Origin of the sequence: Streptomyces sp. CBMA29, assembly GCF_014596445.1 — a bacterium.
Taxonomy (GTDB): domain Bacteria; phylum Actinomycetota; class Actinomycetes; order Streptomycetales; family Streptomycetaceae; genus Actinacidiphila.
This window is the reverse complement of the sequence record NZ_MECL01000175.1, coordinates 16,043-41,322: the sequence shown is the minus strand read 5'-3', so window position 1 is coordinate 41,322 and position 25,280 is coordinate 16,043. Positions and strand designations below refer to the sequence as shown.

The 25,280-nt window shown below is 71.9% G+C and carries 14 protein-coding genes; 12 read left to right on the top strand and 2 right to left on the bottom strand.

The genetic code is table 11. The features are described 5' to 3' along the window. Positions 1 to 51: 51 nt before the first annotated feature. Positions 52 to 2,286 carry a hypothetical protein gene (locus BGM09_RS22845; RefSeq protein ID WP_188283541.1) on the bottom strand — a complete coding sequence of 745 codons (2,235 nt, stop codon included), beginning with the start codon at positions 2,284 to 2,286 and terminating at the stop codon, positions 52 to 54. Between the two features lie 226 nt (positions 2,287 to 2,512). On the opposite strand from BGM09_RS22845, the gene BGM09_RS22840 reads away from it, so the two are divergent. The 3 genes from BGM09_RS22840 (at position 2,513) to BGM09_RS22830 (ending at position 7,907) form a co-directional block, all read left to right on the top strand. Next, on the top strand, positions 2,513 to 3,541 hold the full coding sequence (locus BGM09_RS22840; RefSeq protein WP_188283540.1) for a LacI family DNA-binding transcriptional regulator: 1,029 nt from the start codon (positions 2,513 to 2,515) through the stop codon (positions 3,539 to 3,541). 154 nt (positions 3,542 to 3,695) lie between these two features. Continuing rightward, the gene (locus BGM09_RS22835) at positions 3,696 to 6,722 is read left to right on the top strand and encodes a glycoside hydrolase family 2 TIM barrel-domain containing protein (RefSeq protein ID WP_188283539.1); all 3,027 of its coding nucleotides are present in this window, start codon (positions 3,696 to 3,698) and stop codon (positions 6,720 to 6,722) included. 84 nt (positions 6,723 to 6,806) lie between these two features. Then, positions 6,807 to 7,907 carry a LacI family DNA-binding transcriptional regulator gene (locus tag BGM09_RS22830; protein ID WP_317452844.1) on the top strand — a complete coding sequence of 367 codons (1,101 nt, stop codon included), beginning with the start codon at positions 6,807 to 6,809 and terminating at the stop codon, positions 7,905 to 7,907. Between the two features lie 123 nt (positions 7,908 to 8,030). Here BGM09_RS22830 and BGM09_RS22825 read toward each other — a convergent pair whose 3' ends face one another. Next, on the bottom strand, positions 8,031 to 9,008 hold the full coding sequence (locus BGM09_RS22825) for an SMP-30/gluconolactonase/LRE family protein (RefSeq protein ID WP_188283538.1): 978 nt from the start codon (positions 9,006 to 9,008) through the stop codon (positions 8,031 to 8,033). A 346-nt stretch (positions 9,009 to 9,354) separates the two neighbouring features. Between BGM09_RS22825 and BGM09_RS22820 the strand changes: the two genes are divergently transcribed. From BGM09_RS22820 to BGM09_RS22780, 9 genes are all read left to right on the top strand, one after another. Beyond that, on the top strand, positions 9,355 to 11,580 hold the full coding sequence (locus BGM09_RS22820) for an alpha-galactosidase (protein WP_188283537.1): 2,226 nt from the start codon (positions 9,355 to 9,357) through the stop codon (positions 11,578 to 11,580). 19 nt (positions 11,581 to 11,599) lie between these two features. Beyond that, complete coding sequence (locus BGM09_RS22815; protein WP_188283536.1) at positions 11,600 to 14,518, top strand: hypothetical protein; 2,919 nt, start codon at positions 11,600 to 11,602, stop codon at positions 14,516 to 14,518. 53 nt (positions 14,519 to 14,571) lie between these two features. After that, a complete protein-coding gene (locus tag BGM09_RS22810) occupies positions 14,572 to 15,873 on the top strand; it encodes an enolase C-terminal domain-like protein (RefSeq protein ID WP_317452843.1) in 1,302 nt (433 codons plus the stop codon). 119 nt (positions 15,874 to 15,992) lie between these two features. Beyond that, complete coding sequence (locus tag BGM09_RS22805) at positions 15,993 to 17,339, top strand: ABC transporter substrate-binding protein (protein ID WP_188283535.1); 1,347 nt, start codon at positions 15,993 to 15,995, stop codon at positions 17,337 to 17,339. 48 nt (positions 17,340 to 17,387) lie between these two features. Next, complete coding sequence (locus tag BGM09_RS22800) at positions 17,388 to 18,287, top strand: carbohydrate ABC transporter permease (protein WP_188283534.1); 900 nt, start codon at positions 17,388 to 17,390, stop codon at positions 18,285 to 18,287. A gap of 11 nt (positions 18,288 to 18,298) precedes the next feature. Beyond that, positions 18,299 to 19,249: a carbohydrate ABC transporter permease gene (locus tag BGM09_RS22795; protein ID WP_223187450.1), complete on the top strand. Its 951-nt coding sequence runs from the start codon at positions 18,299 to 18,301 to the stop codon at positions 19,247 to 19,249. Beyond that, positions 19,246 to 23,406 (top strand): hypothetical protein, encoded by a 4,161-nt coding sequence (locus tag BGM09_RS22790; RefSeq protein ID WP_188283533.1) that lies wholly within the window; start codon positions 19,246 to 19,248, stop codon positions 23,404 to 23,406. Before BGM09_RS22795 ends, BGM09_RS22790 begins: the two co-directional genes overlap by 4 nt. Beyond that, positions 23,400 to 24,272, top strand: coding sequence for an NAD-dependent epimerase/dehydratase family protein (locus BGM09_RS22785; protein WP_188283532.1), 873 nt, complete (start codon positions 23,400 to 23,402; stop codon positions 24,270 to 24,272). The genes BGM09_RS22790 and BGM09_RS22785 overlap by 7 nt, the downstream gene beginning before the upstream one ends. A 107-nt stretch (positions 24,273 to 24,379) precedes the next feature. Then, the gene (locus BGM09_RS22780; protein WP_188283531.1) at positions 24,380 to 25,213 is read left to right on the top strand and encodes an SDR family NAD(P)-dependent oxidoreductase; all 834 of its coding nucleotides are present in this window, start codon (positions 24,380 to 24,382) and stop codon (positions 25,211 to 25,213) included. Positions 25,214 to 25,280 lie beyond the last annotated feature (67 nt).

Below are 25,280 nucleotides of genomic sequence, written 5' to 3'. Positions count from 1 at the left end.
GTGTGCTGACGTGCGCGGGCGGTGCGGCCCGCCCGCGCACGTCAGCGCCGCTCACGGCGTCCAGCGGTACAGCAGCACCTTGTTGAACAGGTCGTCCTCGACCTGGACCAGATAGTCGCCGTTGGACCTGCGGGTCGCGGTGATGCCGTACGGCACGTCGACCCACCCCGTACGTTCCACACCGCCGACGTCGGCGCCGGGCTGCCAGGTCCCGACCGGGCTGGCGTCGGCGGCCTTCCACACCCAGATCTGCCCGCGCGTCGCGATACCGGAGACGAAGACGTAGTCGCCCGCGAAGGCCAGACTCACCATGGTCACGATCGGGCTGGCGGCGGTGTCCCAGGGCAGCAGCAGCGTCCAGGCCGGGGTGCGGTTGCCGGTGCTCCACTTGTCGTAGCGCACCAGGACCTTGCCGCACTCCTTCCAGTGGGCGTTGTCGAAGACCTGGTCAGGGGTGTAGCCGACCATGTACATCACGTCGGTGGCCACGTCGTAGTGCAGGCGGCGGACGACGCTGAACGGCGCGGGCAGCGCGATCGTCTCCCGGCTCGCGTACGTGTAGACCGGGTTGCCCTGCGCGTCGAAGCCCTGCAACGGGTAGCGGCGCAGGTCGCGGTCGCCGCCCTCCCAGATGTCGCCCCGGTCGTCGACGTACCAGACCCAGCAGTTGCCGGGGGAGTTGCTGCCGTCGCCCGGCTGGATGAACTCCCCGGCCTCGAAGGCGCCGTTGCCGCTCAGGTCGCGCCAGATCCACTGCCCCGAGGCGGGCTGGTTCGGCGGCCAGTTGGGGTCGTCGCCCGGATCGGCGCCCGACCAGTGCGCCTTGAAGATGGCCCCCGACGGCTTCGCGATCTCGCCCTGGAACCGGTAGATGAGCAGGTGGCCGCAGTACATGCCCGTCACGTACATGTACATCTGCCCGTTGAGCCGCTTCAGGAAGGGCGATGTGGCGTGGTGGTGATGGCCGGGCAGGAACAGCCGGGCGTCCTGCGGGTAGTTGACCGAGTCGAGGGTGTAGCCGCGCCAGGTCGCGTCGGTGCCGGGCTGCCGCGTGTAGTTGACGGTGTAGTGGTTCTGCTTGGTGTAGACCTCGACGCCGTCGGACGCCGGGTCGAAGTCGGCGGAGTCGACGAAGGCGCTGCCCTGGAGCTGCCACACCACGGCTCCGGCCGCGGTGAACTTCCGCAGCCACGTGCCGAATTCGTACATCGCGACATAGACGTTGCCCGCGGAGTCGCCGCCGACGCCGACGATGCCGAAGAACTTGTCCGCGGTGACCCGGCCCGGTGTCCCCGCGCCGATGCCGCCCGCCTGGCCGAGGCTGCGGGCCCGGGTGGGCGTACCGGACAGGCCGGTGTACGTGTGCACTTGGCGCAGCGGGCCGTTGTCGCCGACGAGGAGGTCGCCGTGGACGTCGACGGCGAGCGAGGTGGGCAGCCAGTCGGCGGAGGGGCCGCTGATCGTTCCGGCCAGCGCAGCGCCGGTGTTGGAGAAGTGCAGGATCTGCGCCGGGTGCGCGGGGTCGGCGTGCCAGAAGTGGCCGTCGTTGGCGTCGCGCGTGACATTCGCGACCACCCAGATCTCGCCGTTGGCGCCGATCGCCACCGCGCCGGGCTTGTTGACGCTCCAACTGCGCAGCAGCGACCCGCTGGCGGCGTCGAAGACCTTGACGAGGTTGGCCGCCCGGTCGGTGGCCACCACCTGCGTCGCCGAGGCCGCCGCGGCGGCGGGCGAGCTGCCCACGGCGTAGGTCAGCGAGGTGGCGGTGCCGGTCAGGCCGAAGCGCGTCAGGCCGTTGCCGACGCTGAGATAGACGTACGAGTCGTTGACCGCCACCGCGTCGCCGTTCGCGCCGTGGCAGTTCCCGATGAGATGGCCGTCCTTGTAGATACCGGCGTAGTTCCCGCCCTCGTCCCAGAAGCTGACGGTGTAGACGGTGCCGTCCTTGGCGACGGCGATGTTGAAGACGAAGTCCTGCACCCACTCGGTGGCCCCGGAGAAGGTGTTCCCGGTCCAGGAAGTGACCACGTTCGGCAGGGTGTTGGTCGGGATCGCCGTGGCCACCGGGGGCGCGGCGAGCGGTCCTGACGCGCCGGTGGGTGCGGCGACCGAAGGGGCGGCGGCCTGCGCGGCGGCGGTGACAGCGGCCGGAAGCGCCACGGCGGCTCCGGCGACGATCGCGGCGTTCCTGCCGTAGGCCAGCATCCGCCGGCGGGAGACCGCGCCGGTGGCGCGCGGGGTGTGACGGGGTGCGGGGGGATTGTCTGCGGGTTCCTGCTCGCTCATGTTCGGGGTCCTCCGTCGTGGGGCCGACACCTTCGAGCCGGTCTGGCGGTACACGAGTGACCGTTCACTTGACGGGAGGTAAAGCTAGGTCTCGCCGCACCGGGCGTCAATGGCAAATGCCTCTTCCGCTCGGCGGCGATCGGTTCTACGATGAGTGACGCGTCATGTGAACGGTCACTGGAAGACAGTCACTGAAGAACGGTCACTGAAGAATCGAGGATGCCGCGTGTCGGACCGGCCGACCCTGCGTACCGTCGCGGCCGAGGCGGGTGTCTCCCACCAGACGGTCTCCCGGGTGATCAACGGCGACCGTACGGTCACCGACGCCGTACGCGACCGGGTGCTGGTCGCCATGCGGACGCTCGACTACCGGCCGAGCGCCGGCGCCCGCGCCCTGGCCAGCGGCCGTACCGAGGTCATCGGCGTCGTCCTCCCGCACAACCCCGGATTCGCCTTCTCCAACGACCACTTGATCCGCCTGGTGCAGGGCGCCGACCAGGAACTGACCTCGCGCGGCTACGGGTTGCTGCTCTCCACCCGCGAGGTGGCCGACGAACCCGCTTCCGCCTACCGCCGGTTCGTACAGCGCCGCCAGGTCGACGGCCTGCTGGTCGAGGCCGGAACCGGCGGGGAGTCGCTGCCCGCCCTGCGGTCCGCCGGATACCCCACCGTGGTCATCGGCTACACCGCCGAGGACCTCACCTGCGTCCACCCCGACGACGAGGGCGGCGCCTACGCCGTCGCCCAGCACCTGCTGGCCCTCGGCCACCGCCGGATCGGCGTGGTCAACGGCCCGCGGGAGAACCGGCTCGCGATGGCCGCCCGGCTGCGCGGGCTGCACCGCGCCCTGGCCGACGCGCACCGCGCCGTCCCCGACGACCTCATGGAGCACGGCGACTTCACCGCCGCGTCCGGCTACGCGGCGGCCGAACGGCTCATGGCCCACCCGGAGCCCCCCACCGCGATCTTCGCCTTCAACGACGGCATGGCCCTGGGCGCGGTGCGCTGGCTGCGCGAGCACGGACACGCCCTGCCCGCCGACGTGTCCGTGGCGGGCTTCGACGACACCGAGGCCGCCGACCTCGTCGACCCGACGCTGACCAGCGTCAACCTGCACAGCGTCGACGTGGGCCGGCGCGCCGCGCAGATCCTGCTCGACCTGCTGGACGGCCGCCCGCCGGCCCAGCGCGAGAACGTCATGCCCAGCACGCTCAAGGTCCGCGCGTCCACGGCGCCGCCGCGCGCGGCCGGTTGAGAGCCCGCCGCCGCGCGTAAGCCTGCCCTGCGCCAGCCCCGACTCGTACACCTCAACGGGTACGCCCCAGGGCTCCGAACCCCCAGAGCCTCCGAAGCCCCAGTGCTCCAGACCCCCCAGAGCCCCAGACCCCCGGAAAGGACCGGTCGCACCGATGGACCACGCCCAGAACCGGAGCGAAAGCCCGGACGCCTGCGCCTACGTCGAGGACGTATCGCCCGGCAACGGCCGGATGCGGCCCCGCGCGTCGTTCGACTCCGACGCACCCGCCCTCGACCTGGACGGCGACTGGAACTTCCGGCTCGGCGACGGACTCCACGACGTGACCGTGGGGTTCGAGGCCCCGGAGTTCGACGCCGCCGAGTGGACGACCATTCCCGTGCCCTCGTCCTGGCAGATGGACGGCGTTCCAGGACCCGGCCGCTTCGGCACACCCGCGTACACCAACGTCACCTTCCCGATCCCCGTCGACCCGCCGCGCGTGCCCGACGAGAACCCGACGGGCGAGTACCGCAGGGAGTTCGACGTCGCGGAGGGCTTCGCCGACGGCGGCACCGCGGTGCTCCGCTTCGAGGGCGTCGACTCCGCGTTCGCGGTCTGGCTCAACGGCCGGCCGCTCGGCGACGGGAAGGGCAGCCGGCTGCCCACCGAGTTCGACGTCACCGACACCCTGCGGACCGGCCGCAACGTGCTGGCCGTACGGGTCCACCAGTGGTCGTCCGCAAGCTACTTGGAAGACCAGGACATGTGGTGGCTGTCGGGCGTCTTCCGCCCGGTACGGCTGCTGGTCCGGCCGGCCGGCGGCATCGCCGACTTCTTCGTGCACGCCGACTACGACCACCAATCCGGCACCGGCACCCTGCGGGTCGACGTCGACGGCGCGGGCGACGCGCGCCTGAGCGTTCCCGAACTCGGCATCACCGACGCCGATCCCGCCGGTCCGCACACCCTGCCGGGCGTCACCCCCTGGAGCGACGAACAGCCCCGGCTGTACGCGGGCGAACTCGTCACGGCCACCGAACGCGTCCCGCTGCGTATCGGCTTCCGCCGGGTCGGGGTCGAGGACGGGGTCGTCACCGCCAACGGCAGGCCGCTCGTCTTCCGCGGGGTCAACCGGCACGAATGGGACCCGGTCCGAGGCCGCGCGCTGACCCGCGAGACGATGCTCGCCGACGTGCTGCTGATGAAGCGGCACAACATCAACGCCGTGCGGACCAGCCACTATCCGCCCGCCGCCGCCTTCCTCGACCTCTGCGACGAACACGGCCTGTGGGTGGTCGACGAGTGCGACCTGGAGACCCACGGCTTCTCGGAGAACGGCTGGCGCCGCAACCCCTCCGACGAGCCCGAGTGGCGCCCCGCGCTGCTCGACCGGGCCGCGCGGATGGTCGAGCGCGACAAGAACCACCCCAGCGTCGTGATGTGGTCGCTCGGCAACGAGTCCGGCGTCGGCGCGAATCTCGCGGCCATGGCCGAGTGGATCCGCGACCGCGACCCGGACCGGCTGATCCACTACGAGGGCGACTGGGACGACTGCGCCTACACCGACGTGTACTCGGTGATGTACCCCGACTACGCGTTCGTGGCGGCGGTCGCCGCGCGCCAGGAACCGCTCACCGGCGACCCGGCCAACGACGCCCGCAGGCGCGCGATGCCGTTCCTGCTGTGCGAGTACGCCCACGCGATGGGCAACGGACCGGGCGGACTGCGCCAGTACCAGGAGCTGTTCGAGAGCAGCCCCCGGCTGGCGGGCGGCTTCGTCTGGGAGTGGATCGACCACGGCGTCGCCCAGCGCGACGACGAGGGCACGCTGTTCTACGCCTACGGAGGCGACTTCGGCGAGCCCGTCCACGACGGCAACTTCGTCGCCGACGGCCTGGTCTTCCCCGACCGCACCCCCTCTCCCGGACTCCTGGAGTACGCGAAGGTCATCGAGCCGGTCAGGATCACCGCCCGCCGCGACGGCGGCGGCGTCGAGATCCGCAATCTGCACCACACGCGGGACACCGGCTATCTGCGCTGGGTCTGGCTGCTCGAAGTCGACGGCGAGCAGGCGGGGGAGGGCGCGTGGGAGATCCCGGTGACCGGCCCCGGCGCCACCCGCCGCGCGGACTGGCCCGACAGCCTGGCCAAGGCGCTCGCCGCGGCGGGACCGGGGGAGCGCTGGGTGACTCTCAGCGCGCGGCTCGGCGGGGACGAGTCGTGGGCCGGGGCCGGGCACACCGTCGCCTGGTCCCAGTTCGCCCCGGACGGCGACGGCGCGACCACGCTGACGACGGGACCGACGGGATCGACGGTCGGGACTTCCCCCACGACCACCCCCCAGGCGCGCCGCCGCGGCACGATCACCCTCGGCGCCGGACGGTTCGACGCCGCCGACGGACGGCTGCGCCGCCTCGGTGACCTGGCACTCGAAGGCCCCCGCGTCGACCTGTGGCGGGCCCCGATCGACAACGACGGCCGGTCGCCGCTGCTCGCGGCCTGGCACCGCAGCGGCCTCCACCGGCTCCGGCACAAGGTGCTGGACATCTCGGCGGGCGAGGCGAGCCTCACGGTGCGGACCAGGATCGCCCCGGCGGGCCTGGACCTCGCGATGCTGGCGGACTACCACTGGACCACCGCGCCCGGAGACCGGCTCGTGCTCACCGTCGACACCCGGCCCGTCGGCACCTGGGACGTACCGCTGCCCCGGCTCGGCGTCGCGCTGACCCTCCCGGCGGCGCTCGACCGGCTGAGCTGGTTCGGCCTCGGTCCCGGCGAGTCCTACCGGGACAGCGAGGAGGCCGTCCGCGTCGGGAGGTACGCGACCACGGTCGCCGAGGCGCAGACGCCGTACGTGTACCCGCAGGAGAACGGCAACCGGCGCCATGTGCGCTGGGCCCGCCTCACCGGTCCCGAAGGCGACTGCGCGGAGCCCGGTCTGGAGATCACCGGCAGCCCCTGGTTCGACCTGACCGCGCGGCCCTGGTCCACCGCGGACCTGGCGGCGGCCCGGCACACCGCCGACCTCAGGCCCGACGGCCGTATCCACCTCAATGTCGACCTCGAACACCACGGCCTCGGCAGCGCCTCCTGCGGACACGCGTTGCAGCCACGGCACCACCTGGCCGCCGTACCGGGCCGCTTCACGCTCGGGTTCGGTCTGACGCAACGGGAGGCGGCGGCCGATGGCGTAGGGTGATTTCGGCGACCCCGGTGCGGAATGACCCGAGTGTGAGACAACGTTGGCCTCCCCTCGGCGCCGTGTCGCCGAGGGGAGCAGCACGTGAGTACACCGAGCCCGAGCGCGGCTCCACGGCGGCCGACGATGACCGACGTCGCCCGGGAGGCCGACGTCAGTCTCAAAACGGTCTCGCGTGTGGTCAACGGCGTGTCCACCGTCGATCCGGAGATGGCCGAGCGGGTCAGGGCCGCCGTGGTGCGGCTCGGTTTCCGCCGCAACAACATGGCCAGGGACCTGCGCACGCAGTCCACCTCGGCCACGGTCGGCCTGCTCATCGAGGATCTGGCCAACCCGTTCTACGCGGGCATCGCCGCCGCCGCGGCGCAGTGCGCCCTGGAGAACGACACCCTGCTGATCACCGCGAGTTCCGAGGAGGACGCCGAGCGGGAACGGCGACTGTTGTTGCAGATGTGCGAGCGACGCGTCGACGGGCTGCTGGTCGTACCGGCCGGCAACACCGCCGACCACGTCTACCTGCGCGCGGAGATCGACATGGGCACCCCCGCGGTGTTCCTCGACCGGCCGCCCACCAACCTGCGCGCGGACACCGTGCTCATCGACAACGCGGCGGGCGCGCGGTCCGCGATCGAGCATCTGACGGCCCGCGGCCACGAGCGGATCGGCGTGGTCTCTGACTGGCTGAGCATCCACCCCATGGTCGAGCGGCTGTCGGCCGCCGAGACCGCGCTGGAGCGGGCCGGGGTGCCGTACCGCCCCGACCTGATCAGATACGGCCTGCACACCGTGCGGGACACCGAGGCCGCCGTCGAGCGGATGCTCACCGGGCCGCAGCCGCCGACCGCGCTGTTCGCGCTGAACAACCGGCTCACGCTCGGCGTGCTCAGCGCGCTGAACCGGCTCGGCGGCGAGGCGGGTGCGGTCGGTGCGGTCGGTGCGGTCGGTGCGGGCAGCGCGGGCAGCGCGGGCGGCGCGGTTGAAGTAGTGGGCTTCGACGACTTCGAGACCGCCGCGCTGATGGCCCACCCGCTGACCGTGGTGTCCTACGACGCCCGCGCCATCGGCCGGATCGGCGCGGAACTGCTCTTCAGGCGGATCGCGGGGGACAAGTCGCGGCCCCAGACGGTGGTCATCCCCACCACCCTGGTCGAGCACGGCGTGGCGCGGCCGGGCGCCGGACGGTGACGGGCGCGGGGCCGCCGGGTCCCGCGCGGGACCGAACCGGGGCGCCGTCGGTCCTGTTCAGGCCCCGACCCACGGTCCCGGTCGCGTTCCCGCCGCCGGCCCGCCGTATCTCCCTCCGCACGCTCACCCCGTGAACGTCCCCACCGGAACCCCGCCGTAGCGCGTGCCCGGCAGCGCGAAGACGGAGCCGGCCGACGGCTCGGCGCCCGGCCGGATTCCCTCGGCCGCCGAGGTGACGTAGAGCGTGCCGTCCGGCCCGAACGCGCAGGAGGACGGCTGCGACACGGGCATCCGCAGGACCGCGAGACAGCCGCCGCGCGGGTGGTAGCGGCGTACCTCGCCCGCGCCCCAGACGGCGATCCACAGGCAGCCGTCCGCGTCCACGCACAGGCCGTCCGGCATGCCGTCGCGGTCGTCGAACCGCAGCAGTTCGCGCAGCGGCCCGAGGTGTCCTTCGGCGACGTCGAAGGGCGCCTCGTACACCACCCGCCGGACGCTGTCGGCCAGGTAGAACCGGGTGCCGTCCGGGCTCCAGCCGAGCCCGTTGGGCAGGGTGAGGCCGCGCAGGACCGTACGCACGGAGCCGTACGTGCCGTAGGTGCCGTCCGCGCCGTACGTGCCGTCCGCGCCCGCCGCGCCCGAGGGGCCGGCCCGCCCGGCCGGGTCCCAGCAGTGCAGCGCGCCGCCGCCCGCGGGGAATCCCAGCGTCGTGCTCCCGGCCCAGAAGCGGCCCGCCGCATCGCACTTGGCGTCGTTCATCCGCCGCTCGGACTCCGGCAGTTCGGGGTGTACGACGGTCAGGCCCGCGCCCTCTGCGTCCCCCGCGGCCCCTCCGCTCTCGCCGATCACCCCGAACCCCGCGCCCACCGCCGCCACGTACCCGCCGCGGTCCCGTACCGCGACCGCGCCGAGGCTCATGCCGATACGGGCCGCCTCGTACGCCGTTCCCCGGCCGGTGAGCGCGGCGCGCCACAGCGCGCCCGACGGGATGTCCACCCAGACCAGTTCGCCGGTGCGGTGGTCCACGACGGGACCCTCGCCGACCACGGCCCTGCCGGGGACGAGGATTTCCGGGGCGGGCAGGTAAACGGTTTGTGACACGGTCGCTCTCCGGATCTCTGCGCAGGATTTCTCTGTCACTCGCGCGCAAACTCTAGGCAACGTTGTCTCAGGTGGCTAGGGTTCAGCACGACCGCCAGCGGAGGGCGGCCGGGTCGGACCTGCTGCCCCGGTTCTCCTTCCGGTATGCGGTGGTTGATGTGCCGACAGCAGTCAGGACGTATCTGACCAGGCATGAAGGTGCCATCTGTCGGTGTGCGCGCGCGGCCGGAGCCGTGGCGCGGGCGTCGCGATCCCCTCCAACCCCCTGGGGGAACGCCGTTTGTCTCGTCAGGCAACGTTGTCTCAGCTGGTCAGACATGTTTCCCCACCTCGGAAAGGAGCGGTGATGGCCGACTTCGCCAGTCCGGCGCAGTTGTGGGCCGCACGCGACACGCTGCGTGTGCGGGGCGCCGCGGTCAGCCTGCTGACGGACGGCGCGCGGCTGAGCGTCGGGCCCGCGGGCGGCCGCATGGCCGGTGAGGACGGGGACGCCGGGCGTCCGGTGGACGCCGACGTGCTCGAACTGCGCGCCGACACGGCCACAACGGCCGTACTGCGGCTGGACGTTCCACTCGGCGACGCGGCGGGGTACTGGCATCCGGGGGCGGGTTGGGACCGGCACCTGGTGGCGGACTGGGCCAGCCCCTGGCGCACCGTCGGCCTGGTGGACTCCGCGCCGCTGGGCTGCCTGTACGACACGGCGGCCCGCGCGCTGCTGGCCTTCGCGTCCGACCGGATCGTGGCCACCACCCGGGTCAGATTCGGCGTCGGCGAGGAGTCGGCCCGCTTCGGGGTGTGGCTCTCCATGGACCTCGCGGCGGGCGAGACCTGTCGTATCCGCGTCCAGGCCCCGGGCCGCCCGTGGGCCGACGCCGTACGGGAGGTGACCGGCGGTCTCGCGGACGCCGAGCCGCTGCCCGTACCCGACGCGGCCCGCGCCCCCGCGTACTCGACCTGGTACTCGATGCACCGCGAGCTGACCGCGGCGGGCGTCGAGGCCGAGGCCGTGCTCGCCGCCGAAATGGGCTGCGGGGTGCTGCTGTTGGACGACGGCTGGCAGTTGCACGCGGACGGCCCCGGCTACTCCGGCAGCGGCCAGTGGACCCCGGACCCGGCCAAATTCCCGGACTTCGCCGCGCACGTGAAGACCGTGCAGGGCCTGGACCTGCGGTACATGGCCTGGATCGCGCCCCTGCTGGTCGGCGAACGCACCCCGGCGTACGAGGAGTTGGCGGAGGTCGCGCCGCACAAGGTGACGCGGCTCGGCTGCCGGGTCCTCGACCCGCGCCGCCCGGCGGCCCGGCGGTTCGCCGTCGACTCCTGCGTCGACCTCGTCCGGCGCCACGGCCTGGACGGACTCAAGATCGACTTCCTGGACTTCGCGATGGCGTACGCGGCTGAGGAGGACGCGGCCATGGATCACGCGGCCGAAGTCTATGTCGCCGACGGGCGGGCCGCCGAAGCGATCGCCGCCGAAGCGAACGCCGGAGCTGAGAACGCCGCGGCTGAGAACGTCAGGACCGGCCGCGATGACGGCACCGGTGCGGGCCGTGGTGCCTCCACAGACGCCGGTACCGGTGCCGCCACCGCCGCCGGACCTCGTACCGGTGCCAGACCTGGTACCGCCGCCGGACCTGGCACCTGCGGCGGCACCGGCACCGGTAAGGACGCCGGTCGGGGCGTCACCGCGGAGGCGACCGCCGACCTCGCCGCCGCGGACGTCACCGATGTGGGCCTGGGCATAGGGCTGTTGCTCACCGAACTGCGCGAGCGGCTGCGCGAACTGCGCGGCGACGAGCTGCTGATCGAGCTGCGACAGCCCTACACCGGCCCCGGCATGCGGCGCTTCGGCAACATGCTCCGGGCCGCCGACTGCCCGGCGGACGCCACCGCCAACCGGGTCCGCACGCTGGACACCGCGGTCCTCGCCGGATCGGCGGCGGTCCACTCGGACATGCTGATGTGGGACCCGGCCGCACCGGCGGAGGCGGCGGCCCGACAACTGCACTCCGCGCTGTTCTCGGCACCGCAGATCTCCGTCGCACTGGCCGGACAGAGTGCGGAGCACCGCGCGATGACCGCCTTCTGGCTCGGCTTCCGGCGGACGTACGCCGATGTCCTCAGCCGGGGCGAGATCCGCGCCGGGCGCCCCGACCAGCTCCACCAGACGGTGGTGGCCGCCCTGGGCCGGCGTGCCGTCATCGCCTGCTACGCCGAACACCACGTCGTCCCGATCCGGTTGGCGGAGTTCACCGACGTCGCCCTGGTGAACTCCACCGCCGGGTCGCGCGTGGTCCTGGACATCGAGGACCCCGCCGTCGAGCGGCCGGGCGTGGCGGACCCGGACATCGAAGCTCCGGGCATCGAAGCTCCGGACGTCGAAGCTCCTGGCGTCGAAGTTCCTGGCGTCGCCGGGCTCGGGCTCCGCGTCCGGCTGGACGTCTTCGACGCCTGCGGCAGACCCCTCGCCTCGGGCCCGCGCACGCTCGGCCCCGGACTCACCCCGATCGCCGTCCCGCCCTCCGGCCTCTGCGTCATCCGGCCGGTGGCACCCGAACAATCCCCGCGCTGAACCCTGGAGAGGACCGACCGTGACAGACAGCCACGCCAGATCCGACCGCACCACCCCGGCAGCGCCGACCTCGGCCGCGGTCACCCCCGCGGAGGTCTCCCGGCGCAAGGTCGTGGGCTACGGAGCAGCCGCCGTCGCGGGCGCCGCCGCCGCGAGCGCCATGGACTGGGGCCTGGCGCCGAGCGCGCGGGCCGCGGCGCCCGAGGGCACGGCGGCAGCCGCCGCACTGCCCGTGGTCGCCTTCGGATTCTCCGACCCGACCGGCCTCTACCCGGTCACCGGTACGGCGAAGGCCGCCCCCGACCTGCTCGTGGTCTTCAACCCCACCACGGCGCTGAGCGGTTCGGTCACCTGGTCGATCGCCGCCCGCGCCGGGGCGCCGCTGAACAGCGGCACCACCGCGTTCACCGCCCCGGCCGGTACGCAGACCACCACCACGATCCCGCTGGGCTCGTACGATCCCGACCACTACGCCGTCACGGCCACCGTCACCACCGCGTCCGGTAGCCAACTGCTCGCGCAGACGCTCGGGTTGGGCGTGATCCGGCCGACCGTGGCGGGCCGCAGGCCGAACTCGGCGTTCGGGTTGGGCATCCGCTCGGAGTCGACTACCGCCATCACCCGTCAGATCGCCCAGCGCATCGGCGTCAAGTGGTGCCGGGGCATCGACGCCGTGCAGCCGGACACCGTCTGCCCGTCCCCCGGTGTCTTCTGGCAGCAGCCGCAGATCGACGCGGCGCGGGCCGAGATCGCCGACTGGCACGCCCACGGCATCGAGGCCCTCGCCGGCATCAACTACAACATGTCGTGGAATGTGCAGCCCGGCCCGGACGGCAAACCGGTGAAGACGTATCAGAACCGGCCCAAGGACCTGGTCGCGCACGCCGAGATGGTCTACCACTGCATCGCGCCGCTCCAGGACCTGGTCCCCAACTGGGAGGTGTGGAACGAGCCGTGGGTGCACGGCTGGGCCTGGATGACCGGTGACGCCCAGGACTACCGCGACATGTGCAAGCTGATCTGGGACCGGGTGAAGCCCGAGTTCCCCGACGTGAATCTGATCGGCGGCGGCTCCGTCACGTACAACCGCGACATCGTGTACGCGCGGGGCTCCAAGGACACCGGCTACATCGACGGCTCCGTGAACCACGCCTACGGCTACCCGGACGCGACGCAGTACGCGATGACCAAGACGCAGGTCACGATGGACCGCCTCTGGTCGCGTACGCACGGCCGCGCCGGGCAGTGGCAGACCGAACTGGGCAACGCCGACGCCAACTTCACCCATCTGCCGGCCGGACAGGCCGGGTACGGCGTGGCCCGCACGGTGGCGCCGACGTACCTGCTGCACATGCTCGCGGGCGCCGAGGAGGACTCGCCGATCCGGATCTTCTGGTTCTCGCTGTCCTACGACAAGACCTACTCCGGCGTCGAGTTCAACATCTACGACATCGCCACGAAGTCCCCGAAGCCCGCCGTCGTCGCCTACGCGACCATGACGAGCCTGCTCGAAGACGCCACGCTGGAAGAGGAGTTGTACCCGAACGCCAAGTCGACGTGGGGCTTCCTGTTCCGCGGCGCCGACGGCAGGGGCCGCGCCGCCGTCTACGCCGACCAGCTCTACGACGGCACGATGGAGGACCAGAGTGCCGGCTACAAGGGCACCGTCACCCTCAACGGCGCGCAGGGCGTCCGGGTCTACGACTACCTCGGCCGCCGGCTCGCCGACGGCGGTTCGTCGTCCGTCACGCTCCAGGTCAAGCCGTGGGAAGTCCTCTACTTCGACAGCGATCTGAGCCCCGAGGCGCTGAAGTCGGTGCTGACCACGGGCGCCGGCTTCGACTACGACACCCCGCTGAAGGTCGAGGTCCCGTCCTTCACCAGGCCGCTGGGCGCGAGCAGCACCATTGACGTCCTGGTGGAGAACGTCTCGCCGCAGACGCAGAACGCGAAGGTGCTGATCACCCCGCCGTCCGGCTGGCAGACGTCGCTGTCGGTCTCGCCGTGGATCAGCCTCAAGCCCGGCCAGTCGAAGACGCTGACCTTCCCCGTGACGTCGTTCACGGCCAACTCCGCGAACCAGTACGAGATCGGCTACGACATCACGGTGCCGCGCGGCTCGGCGCAGGTGCACCAGACCGGGACGCGGAAGGTGCAGCTCGCGTATCTGCCGTTCCGTCAGATCACCGTCGGCGCAAGCGCCAGTCAGTGGAACGACGTCGTCCCGGTGACGATGACCAGCACCGGCACGGCCGGTGACACCAGGACGTACAGCCTCCAGGCCGCCTGGGACGACAGCTTCCTGTACTTCAGGGCGCTGATCGAGGACGACGTCCAGCTCTCCAACGTGCCCTTCGCGGCGAACGAGTACCTCTTCCCGTTCAAGGCGGACAGCATCCAGCTCGGCTTCGACGCCGTCGCGCACAAGACCGAGGATCTGCTGGTCGGGGACGCGCACTACGAGAAGTGCCTGCGGTCGCTCTCCCACCTGTACGTCGTCACGCTCGCCACCGGAGGCGTCCCCGAACTGCACCGCCAGCTCGCGCCCGGCACCAACTACCAGACGTACTACCCGACCAACGCGGCGCTCCCGACGCCGCTTGGCCCGATGGACGCGACGACGGACAGCGGCACCGAGGGCCGGGTGCTGGTGTCGCGGGACGACGTCAACAAGGTGACCAGGTACGAGGTCGCGCTCGCGTGGAGTCAACTCCCCGAGGTGGCAGCCGCGGTGAAGAACGCGCAGCCCGGCGCCGTCACCCCGATGTCCTTCGCCTTCCAGGTGACGGACGCGGGAACCGGCGGTCACGGAGCCACGTACTGGACGACCGTCGCGGAGCCGCCCACGTCGGGCTGCTACAACTTCGCGCCGTTCTGGGGCACCGGCGCCCAGTTCACCGGCGGTCGCGTGGACACCCGCTGGGGCATCGGCGGTTGACCGTCACCCGTACTCCGTAACGCCTCTTCGCACAGAACCAGGAGCACCCTCCCGTGACCGACCACGCCGCCGATTCCGCCGGACCCGTCGAGGAGTCCGTGCCCGCAGAGCCACCGTGGGCACAGCCGTCCGGAGTCCGTATCACCGGGGTCAGGACGATCCTGACCGCGCCCGCGGGCACCACGCTCGTCGTGGTGCGGGTCGACACCAGCGAGCCCGGCCTGTACGGACTCGGCTGCGCGACCTTCACGCAGCGGGCGAAGGCGGTCGCCACGGCGGTCGACGAGTACCTGGCGCCGCAGCTCATCGGCCGCGACCCGGCGGACATCACGGACATCGCGTCGACCCTGCACGTCAGCGGCTACTGGCGGTCGGGTCCCGTGCTCAACAACGCGCTGTCCGGCGTGGACATGGCCCTGTGGGACATCAAGGGCAAGCAGGCGGGACTTCCGGTGTGGCAGCTCCTCGGCGGGCGCTGCCGCACCGCGGTCCCGGTGTACGCGCACGCCGCGGGACGGGACGCGGCGGAGGTCACCGACGAGGTGCTGGCCCTGATGGCCGACGGGTACGGGCACGTCCGCTGCCAGGTCGCCGTGCCCGGCGCGGGCACCTACGGGGCGCCGGCCGCCGCGGCCACGGCGGGCGCCGCCAGGGCGCTGACCCCCAACGCCTGGGACCCGGCGGCCTATCGGCGTACGGTACGCGGCCTCTTCGAGCACCTGCGGGAGCACGCGGGCTCCCAGGTCGAGCTGATCCACGACGTGCACGAGCGGGTGCACCCCACCGACGCCGTACGGATCGCGGCGGACCTGGAACCGTACGACCTGTTCTATCTGGAGGACCCGGTCGCGCCCGAGGACATCGAGTGGCTGCGCGTCCTGCGCGGCCGCTCGGTGACCCCGATCGCGATCGGCGAGCTGTTCGCCAACCCCGCCGAGTACCGCCCGGTCGTCATGGAGCGGCTGTGCGACTTCATCCGGGTCCACGTGTCGGCGATCGGCGGCATCACCCCGGCCTGGCGGCTCGCCGCCGCCTGCGAGATGTTCGGCGTGCGCACCGCCTGGCACGGACCCGGCGACGTCTCGCCGGTCGGGCACGCCGCCAACCTCGCCCTCGACCTGGCCGCCCCCAACTTCGGCATCCAGGAACAGCACCTGTTCGGCCAGGCCGCGCGGGAGGTCTTCCCCGGCTGCCCCGAGATCCGCGACGGCCACCTGTGGCCGAGCGACGCGCCCGGTCTCGGCGTCGACCTCGACGAGCGGCTGGCGCTGAAGTACCCGCCCAAGGCCACGGCGGAGCCCGGCCAGGCGTGGAAGCCGCCGCGGCGGGCCGACGGCGCGCTCCAGCGCCCCTGACGCGCACCCACCTGCCCGGCACCGACCCTCGCACCGCATCTCGCACCGAACTCACCGCATCTCGCACCCCACTCGCACCGCATCTCGCACCCCACTCGAAACGAAGGAGCCCCACCCTCATGCGACCCCGTACCTTCGTCACGCTGCTGGCGGCGACCGCCTGCGTGTCGGCCGCGCTCACCGGCTGCGGCTCCTCCTCGTCCGACAGCGGCGGCGCCACCACCACGCTGACCGTCGCCGAGTGGACCAACCCGGGCGCGATCGAGTTCACGCAGGACCTCAACGCCAAGTTCGAGAAGGCCCATCCGGGCGTGAAGGTCAAGCTCCAGCAGGCGCCGAACAACAACGGCGCCTGGCAGCAGCTCTGGAACAGCCTGCTCCAGTCCAAGTCCGTTGACGTACTGGCCCTTTCCGCGCCGACCCAGGCGGGCTTCGCGCCCAGCTACACCAGCCTCAAGCCCGCGGGCGCCGCCGCGCTCATCGACGCCGGGCAGATGACCGACCTGTCGGCGCAGCCGTTCATGAAGAACTACGACGCGACGGCCCAGGCCGCCGCGGTCGGGCGGAACGGGAAGGTCTACGGCGTCATGGCCGCGCAGTACGCCGCCGCCGGGTCGATCTGGTACAAGAAGGACCTCCTCGACAAGTACCACATGAGCGTGCCCACCACCTTCCAGGAGTTCCTCGACGACTGCGAGACGCTGAAGAAGGCGGGCAAGACCCCGATCTTCGTGGCCGCGAAGGACAACATGCAGGGCGGGGTGTGGCAGGGCTCGGTGAACCAGACGCTCATGCAGGGCCGCCCGGCCACGGACTCGGTCAAGGTGTCGAGTGAGCGGGCCGACGCGTTCTGGAAGGGCACGCAGTCCTGGACCGACCAGGTCTACAAGGACGCGGCAGGCCGCTACGAGAAGGTCATGAAGTACATCGAGCCCAACGCGGCCGGTGTCGCGCAGCTCACCGCGCCCGGCGTCTGGGCCGCGAAGTCCGACGACTACCCGTTCCTGCTGGACGGTTCGTGGGACGGCGCGCTCATCCAGAAGGCCAACCCCACCCTCAACCTCGGGTTCTTCACCATGCCCGGCACCGACACCCCGGCGGCCAACCGCCTCATGCTCAAGCCCGACCTGACCTGGATGGTCCCGACGACGGGCAAGCACAAGGACCTGGCCATGGAGTGGCTGACGATGTTCTCCGACCCGGAGAACTACAAGGAGTGGCTGACCAAGACCGGTTCCATCTCCACCCAGCCCGCGCTGAAGAACACCGGACTGCCGTGGATGGACTGGCAGAACGCCCATATGGACGACGCCTTCCAGCAGCTCAGCAACCCGTGGGTGCCCGCGGGCGCGCCTGTGGACGCGGGCGGTCCCGACTTCTCCAAGATGACGCCGATCGGCGGTGACGGCGCCGACACGATCCTCAGCCGCTCGGCGAGCGCGTACCGCAAGTCGGTCGGCAACTGACCACCGCCTCCCAGGCACCTTCAGGCACCACGAGAAAGGAGGCGCGGCGTGGCACGCTGTCCCTTCGGAACCCAACGGACGCGGCGGTTCATTCCCTGGGCCAGCATCGCGATTCCGGGAGCGGGCTGGCTGCTGTTCGGGCTCTACCCGTCCCTGGCCACCATCGGATACTCCTTCACCAGGTACTCCGGGCTCCCGGGCACGCCGCTCAACTTCTGCGGACTGTGCAACTACGACGCGGCGTTCACGTCGCTGTCCACTCAACTGTGGGCCGCCGTACGGGTCACGCTGATCTACGTGATCGGCGTGACCGTGCTCCAGAACGCGATCGGGCTGGGACTGGCCCTGCTGCTCAATCGGCCGGGCCGCTCCCTGACCTTCTACCGCGCGCTGATCTTCATGCCGCAGATCTTCTCCGTCACCGTGGTCGGCGCGGTCTTCTCCCTCATGCTCGACCCGTACTCGGGACCGGTGGAGAAGGTCGTGCACGGCCTGTTCGGCGTCGACTCCGCGTTCCTCGGGTCGAGTTCACTGGCGCTGTGGCTGGTGATGACGGTGAACGTCTGGATGTTCTCCGGCTACTCGATGCTCATCTACATCGCGGGACTGCGGAACATCCCGCGCTCGGTGTACGAGGCCGCGGCGATGGACGGCGCGGGGCGGTTCCGGGTGTTCCGGCATGTGACGTGGCCGCTGCTGGCCCCGGCCACCACCGTGAACGTCTTCCTCACCGCCATGGCGACGCTGGGCGAGTACGCGCTGATCATGGTGCTGACCGCGGGCAACTTCGGCACCAAGACCCTGGGGTTGTACATGTTCCAGTCCGCGTTCGGCAGCGACAGCCAACTCGGCTACGGCTCGATGCTGGCGATGATCCAGTTCGTGCTGACCGTCGCGATCGGCGGCGTCCTGCTGTACGGCCTGCGCAGGCGGGAGGTCTCGCTGTGACGACGGCGCAGATGGCACAGACAGCCAAGTCCCCTTCCAGCGCTCCGAATCCGCCCGCGACGCCGACCCGGCTGCAACGGCTGATGTCGGCGAAGACCACCAAGGCGGCGGGGCTGAATCTGCTGTGCTTCGCCATCGCGGCCGGACTCTTCGCCCTGCCGCTGGTCTACGTCCTGCTCCAGGCGTTCAAGACATACACCGGATTCCTCCAGAACCCCACCGGGATGCCGCACCCGTGGACCACCGAGAGCTTCTCCGCGGCCTGGAGCCAGGGGCACTTCGGGCGGCAGATGATCAACAGCCTGGTCTACGCGGTCATCCCCGACGTCGTCACCCTGATCCTCGGTGTCTTCCTGGCCTTCCCCATCTCCCGCGGCTACTTCAAATACTCCAACGGGCTGTACACCTTCTTCATCTTCTCCGGCTTCCTGCCCGGCGGCCTGATCCCGCTGTTCATCGAGGCCAGGACGCTGGGCCTGTACAACAGCATGGTCGGCTACCTGATCCTGACCAGCCTGTCCGGCGCGGGGTTCTTCTTCTTCGTCGGCTACATCAAGGGCATCCCGCGCGAGATCGACGAGGCGGCGGCGCTCGACGGCTGCGGCTACATCCGGTTCATCTTCACCATCATCATTCCGCAGATGAAACCGGCCCTGGCCACGTTCGCGATCTTCGGCTTCGTGCACGCCTGGAACAACCTGATCCTGCCGCTGGTGATGCTGTCGGACTCCGCGCTGTGGCCGGTCACCCGGGGGCTGTACTCGTTCTTCGGCGAGTACTCGCAGAACTGGCCGCTGATCGCCGCGGGCACCTTCATCGTCGCGGCGCCCATCATGCTGCTGTTCATCCTGCTCCAGCGCTACCTCGTCGAAGGCGTCGCGGGCGGCGCGGCGTTCGGCACGCAGGGTGTCGCGCCCGGCTCGTCGGGCGCCGGGGGCGCCGAAGTGGGAGGGGGATCGTGACGTCCGCCGTCACGCACTGGCCGGCGGACGGCGACGAGGTGCGGTTCGTGCTCGGAGACCCCCTCGACCACCCGGACTTCGCCTGGCCCCGGACCCTGCTGCACTACCCGGTGCGGTGGGCGGCGCCCTCGGTGCGCGCCGGACAACTGCGGCTGCTCGACGCGTCCGGCGCGCCGGTGCCCTTCCAACTCTCCGAGGTGACCACGGACTCGGCGGGCGACGACGCGTTCCTGACGTCCGCCGCTGTCTGCTTCTTCGCCGGCCTCGCGCCCGGCGCCCGGCACGAGTTCACGCTGCGGGCGGACGGGACGCTGCCACCGGCGCGGGGCGCGGGGCCGGTCGAGGTCACCGAGGACGGCGACGGCATCGTGGTCGACGGCGGGGCCCTGCGGGTCCGGCTGCCGTCCGCCGGCCGGTTCGCCGCCGGGGACGTGCCGGGGCCGGTCCGGCAGCTCGACCGCGGGCACGGCTGGGTCGGCAGATCCGTACTGCGCTGCGGCGCCGAGCGGCTGGACCGCCTCGACGTCCAACTCACCGAGGCCGGACCACTGTTCGCGACCCACGTCCTCACGTACGCCTTCACCGGCGGCGCCCGCTACACCGCGACCGTCCGGGTGCTGCGGGACTGCGACTTCCTCGAACTGTCCGAGGAGATGGTGTCGTTGGACGCGTCTGCGACGACGACCGCGACCGCGATGGCGTGGGAGCTGGACTGGGAGGGGTGCACGCCCACTCACCGGTTCTCCTCCGCCTGGCCGCTCTCGCAGTCCGCCGCCGACCACGCCGACCCCGGTTCGCCCGAGCTGTACCACTGGCTCGGCATCGACGAGCCCGTCGTCGTCGGCGACTGCGGCGAGGACCCGTCCTTCTCCGGGCCGGGCGGCAGGGAGCACCCCGGGACCGACATGGCCTTCACCGTCGGCCCCTACGCCCCGAGCTTCGCATGGGACATCCGGCCGCACGCCGCCTTCTGGGACGCCGAACAGCGCGACGCCATGGGCGTGTTCGTCCGCGACCACAGCCGGTGGGACGACCGTGCGTACGCCTCGTGGGCGTCGGCCGACACCCTCCGGATCCGCTTCCGCCACGACGGCGTCCTGCGCTGGACCTGGCCGCTGCGCACCGGCGCCCGCAGCACCGGCATCGCCTTCTACGACCACGAGCGCGACCTGGAGGTCCTGCGCGCGCAGCGGTCGACGGCCTACCAGTCCACGTACGTCCGCCACCTCCAGCACTGGCAGGGCACGCTCAGCCTCGACCGGGTCAAGGACTGGAAGCTCACCTACACCGGCAAGCGGCCGGAACCGCTGTGCCGGGAGGGCGAGTTCGGCAGCGCGCGGGAGTTCGCCGACGCCCTGCTGGCCGGCCCCGAGGGACCCCGGCTGATCGCCCACGGGGTCAACGACGTCGCGGGCTATCTCAACATCGGCCAACGCCCGCTCTACGACCGGCTGCTGGACGGCTACGACCGGTTCGCCGGACAGCTCGACAGCGCCGAGCATGAGCGCGTGGACGCCCTGCTCCTGCTGACCGGATACGTCTCGGCGGGCGAGGAGATCGGCCCGCTGCTGCGGATGGCGGGCGGCCACCCCAACTTCATGGCCGACGGCAAGGCGGCGCTGGCCTGCCTGGCCTGGCTCTTCCCCGAGCACGAGGCGGCGGGGGAGTGGCTGGACCAGTTCGAGCGGTTCGCCGAGCTGTCCGGCGTGTTCCACACCCGCCCGGCGCTGCCCTCCCGCCGCGCCCGGCCCGGCCGTTGGACCGAGAGCCTGGCCACGTACGTATGGGCGTATCTGCGGCCCCTCGGCCAGGGCAACCACCTGGCGCGGGAGGTTGACGGCCGCAACCGGGCCGTCACCCCCGAACTCGCCGCCCTCGGCGACTGGTTGGTCAACGCGCTGACCGCGCCGGTCGACGTGACCGGTACCGGCGACATGCGGCGGCTGCACCCCGCGCAAGGCGCGCACGCCTACTGGCCGCGCCGCCCTCCCATCGAGATGCGGCTGCTCGGCGAGACCCTGCACCGCTACCGCCCCCTCGTTGCCGAACACCTGTTGTGGGGCAGCGATCCCGCCGCCCGGCGCCTGGACAGCCCGCACCACGCACCCGACCCCTGGCGCGTCACCGTGCGCACCGAGGGCAACCCCGGCACCAACCCCCGGCTGCGCAGCGCCAAATACACCGGATACGGGATCACGCTGCGCGCCGACGTCGACCGGCCGGGCGAGGTCGCCGTCTTCCTCCAGCAGGTGGACCGCGGCCCCAACTACCGCTGGGGCATCGCCGACGACAACGGGAGCGGCCACCTCTACTACTACGCGGCGGGCGCTTCCTACAGCGGCCACGGCCCCGAGGACGCCGGGGACCGCCGCGTGCCGGACGCGACCTTCGCGACGTCCTGCGCGGTCTGGAAGGACGGCGCTTTCCGCGGCATCGGCTGCCACACCCTCGACCGGCCGATGTACGACCTGGGCGGCGCGCAGTACGCGGAGATCGTCCCCGATCCCGACGGTCCGGTCGGCGACCTGTACCTCGGCCGCAGCGTGCTGCTCGTCGGCAGCGACTACCTCGTCACCTACGACTCCTTCGCGCCCAACCAACGCATGGTGTGGACCTGGTCGGTGCTCACCGAGGCCACCGGGCACGACGCCAACAGTTACACCCACCTGCCCGAGCGGATGCCGTTCATCCACCTCGTGCGCGGTGTGCGCGAGGACGGCGCGGTGGGGGAGGGCGGCGCGGCAGGTCAGGGCGGCGCGGTACGGGAGGCCGGCGCGCTCGGGGGCGCCTTCGCCACCGACGTCACGCACGGTGTACGCCTCGAAGGCCGCGCCGACGGGTCCGACGGCAACACGCTCGCGGTCGTCAGCCACCGCGACGACCTGGTGGTCGACCCCGCGGCCAGCACGCCCTGGGGCGCCAGGATCCGCACCCCGCACAGCCTCGACCTCGTCTTCCGCCACCAGTCCGCGAGGCCCTACGAACCGGCCGCCGTCGAATTCGCCGAGGACGGGCTGCGGTTCACGGGGACGGCGGGCACGATCCGGCTCTTCGAGAGCGGGCGGCGCGAACTGACGCTCTTTCACGGCACCGCCATCGGCACCCCGGACGTCCTGCTGACGACCGACGACCGCGACCTGGGCATCAGTCTCGGATACCTCCACCCCACGGAACTGCGCGGCACGTACGACGCGCGGACGGACACCGAGATCACCCTGCGCCTGCCTGCCGGGCTCGACACCGCGGCGGACTTCTCCGTGGACGGCGCGCCCCTGCGCCCGCTCGGCCGGACGCATGACACCGTGCGGCTGGCACTCCCACGGGGCCGCCACGCGTGGGAGTCGACCGCGCGCCGCCCGGAACCGGTACCGCCGCGGGTGACCCGTACCGAGACCGTCCCCGGCGGCGCCGTCGTGCACTTCACCGCCGTCGCCGCGGCCGACTCCTACCTGCTCGAAATCAGTACGGACGGCGGTCTGACCTGGGCACCGGCCGTCACCGCCGCCGACAGCCCCGGACTGCTGAGCGGACTGTCCGACGGCGTGAAGTACCACGTCAGGGTCGCCGCGAGGAACACCGACCGGCAGGGCCTTCCCGGCGCCGACTACCCGGTCTACGCGACCGACCGGGCACCGGAGCCGCCGGACGGTCTGAAGGTCAGGCTCAACGACGGTGCGGTGAGCGTCAGTTGGGGCGAGGTACTGGGCGCCGGACGGTACCGGCTGTACCGGCGGCGCCAGGGCGAGGCCGACTACCGTGAGGTCTTCGCGGGCACGGCCTTCGCGTACGTCGACCGCGTGCCCGGTGTCGTACCGGCGACCGGCGATCCGCGCGGGTCGGACGGTTCGGACAGGTCGCACGGATCGGATGGATCGGACAGCGCTCGCGGTAACGGGAGGCCGGGACCGGCACCCGTCCTGGAGTACGCGGTGGCCGCCGAGAACGGAAACGGTACCGGCCCCACGTCGCCCCCCGTCGACACCGACCCCGGCAGCTGGCGGCACTGGAATCCGCCGGTCGACGTCGCCTTCCGCCGCCACCACACCTACAACCAGCCGCCGTACGCACCCGCCTCCGCGACCCCGCGGCCCTACGACGAACAGCGCCCGCCCGCCCAACTACCCGACTCCATGGACCCGTTGGAGCGGACATGGTGACGGCGCAGCGCATTCTCGTCACCGGGGCCGCGGGCCGCATCGGCCGGGCGCTGCGCCCGCGCATGGCGCGGCCGGGACGCACACTCCGGCTCCTGGACATCGCCGAGATCGAGCCGCCCGCGCCGGGCGAGGACGTGGAGACCGTACGGGCCTCGTTCACCGACCCGGACGCGATGGACGCCGCCTGCCAGGGCGTCGACGCGGTGCTCCACCTCGGGGGACTGGCCGGGGAAGCGCCCTGGGAGCGCATCCAGGAGATCAACATCGACGGCACGCGGCGAGTGCTGGAGGCCGCGCGCCGCCAGGGCGTGCCGCGGGTGGTGCTCGCCTCCAGCATCCACGCGGCGGGATTCCGTACGCGGGACGACGCCGTGCCCGTACGCGAGGATGGCGCCGCCGCAGGGACCCCCGCCGCTGAGCGCGCCGAGCTGCCCGCGGACATCGCCCCGCGCCCCGACACCTACTACGGCGCGGGGAAGGCCGCGGTGGAAGCGCTCGGCGCGCTCTACCGGAGCCGCTTCGGCATCGACGTCACCTGCCTGCGGATCGGCGCCTTCCGGCCGCGCCCGCTCGCTCCTGAGGATCTGGCCGCCTGGCTGTCGCCGGACGACGCGGCCCGGCTGATGGAGGCGTGTCTGCGCGCGGAGCCCGCCGGATTCCGGATGCTGTGGGGCATCTCCCGCAACACCCGCCGGTGGTGGTCCCTTTCGGAAGGCGAAGCCATCGGCTACCACCCGCGGGACGACGCCGAGGAGCACCTGGCCTCGCTCCTGGAGTGCGGGGCCTTCGGTCCCGCGGACTTCGACCCGGCGGCCGACCGCAATTTCCGCGTCGGCGCCAATTTCTGCACTATGCCGTTGGGCTGACGACATGGGCCTGCCGTCGGCAGCAAGCTCGGACGGCAACAGTTTTCGGTCATCCGGCCGCGCAGGCGCCCCGGTTGGCGAACAACGTGGGACTGGAGAGGGAACGTATGAGTGAGGAACACGCCGGTCGCGTCGCGCTGGTCACCGGCGGATCGAGCGGTATCGGCCGCGCCGCCGCGGAACTGCTGGCCGCGTCGGGCGCCGCTGTCGCCGTCTGCGGTGTGGACGCCGACGACACGGAGAAGACGGCCGCGGCCATCGCGGAGGCGGGCGGCCGGGCGCTGCCCGTCGTCGCGGACGTCTCGGACCCCGACGCGGTCGCCGAGGCGGTGGCACGGACCGTGAGCGAGTACGGCGGTCTCGACGTGCTGGTGACCTCCGCGGGCATCCAGCGTTACGGGACGGTCGCCGACACCGACGAGAAGACCTGGGACGAGGTGTTCGCCGTCAACGTCAAGGGAGTGTTCCTGACCGCCCGCGCCGCCCTGCCCCACCTGCGGCGCAGCGCCTCCGGCGGCTCCGTCGTCGTGGTCTCGTCCGTGCAGTCGCGCGCCGCGCAGTCCAACGTGGCGGCCTACGCGGCGGCGAAGGGCGCGCTGAACGCGCTGGTCCGGTCGATGGCCGTGGACGAGGCCCCCTTCGGGGTACGGGTCAACGCGGTCTGCCCCGGCTCGGTCGACACCCCGATGCTGCGCCACTCGGCGGCCCGGTTCAGCGACGGCAGCGACGAAGGGGTGCGGCGGCTGCTCGGCGAGTGGGGCCGCAGCCACCCGATAGGCCGCATAGCCCAGCCCCGCGAGGTCGCCGAGGTGATCGCCTTCCTGGCCGGCACCCGCGCCGGATTCGTCACCGGCACGGACATCCCGGTCGACGGCGGCGTCCTCGCGGCCCTGGCCGTCACCCTCCCCCAGGACACCCCGGAGCCCTCCACGACAGCCTGACCCCACGGCCGGACCGATGACGGCGACGAGGGGGCGGGGGCCCTTGTCGGCACGGCGAGGCTGGTTG

Bases quoted from the DNA above. Each gene is read 5' to 3' on its own strand.
- BGM09_RS22845 (WP_188283541.1), bottom strand. From the start codon at position 2,286: ATGAGCGAGCAGGAACCCGCAGACAATCCCCCCGCACCCCGTCACACC.
- BGM09_RS22835 (WP_188283539.1), top strand. From the start codon at position 3,696: ATGGACCACGCCCAGAACCGGAGCGAAAGCCCGGACGCCTGCGCCTAC.
- BGM09_RS22820 (WP_188283537.1), top strand. From the start codon at position 9,355: ATGGCCGACTTCGCCAGTCCGGCGCAGTTGTGGGCCGCACGCGACACG.
- BGM09_RS22805 (WP_188283535.1), top strand. From the start codon at position 15,993: ATGCGACCCCGTACCTTCGTCACGCTGCTGGCGGCGACCGCCTGCGTG.
- BGM09_RS22795 (WP_223187450.1), top strand. From the start codon at position 18,299: ATGGCACAGACAGCCAAGTCCCCTTCCAGCGCTCCGAATCCGCCCGCG.
- BGM09_RS22785 (WP_188283532.1), top strand. From the start codon at position 23,400: ATGGTGACGGCGCAGCGCATTCTCGTCACCGGGGCCGCGGGCCGCATC.
- BGM09_RS22780 (WP_188283531.1), top strand. From the start codon at position 24,380: ATGAGTGAGGAACACGCCGGTCGCGTCGCGCTGGTCACCGGCGGATCG.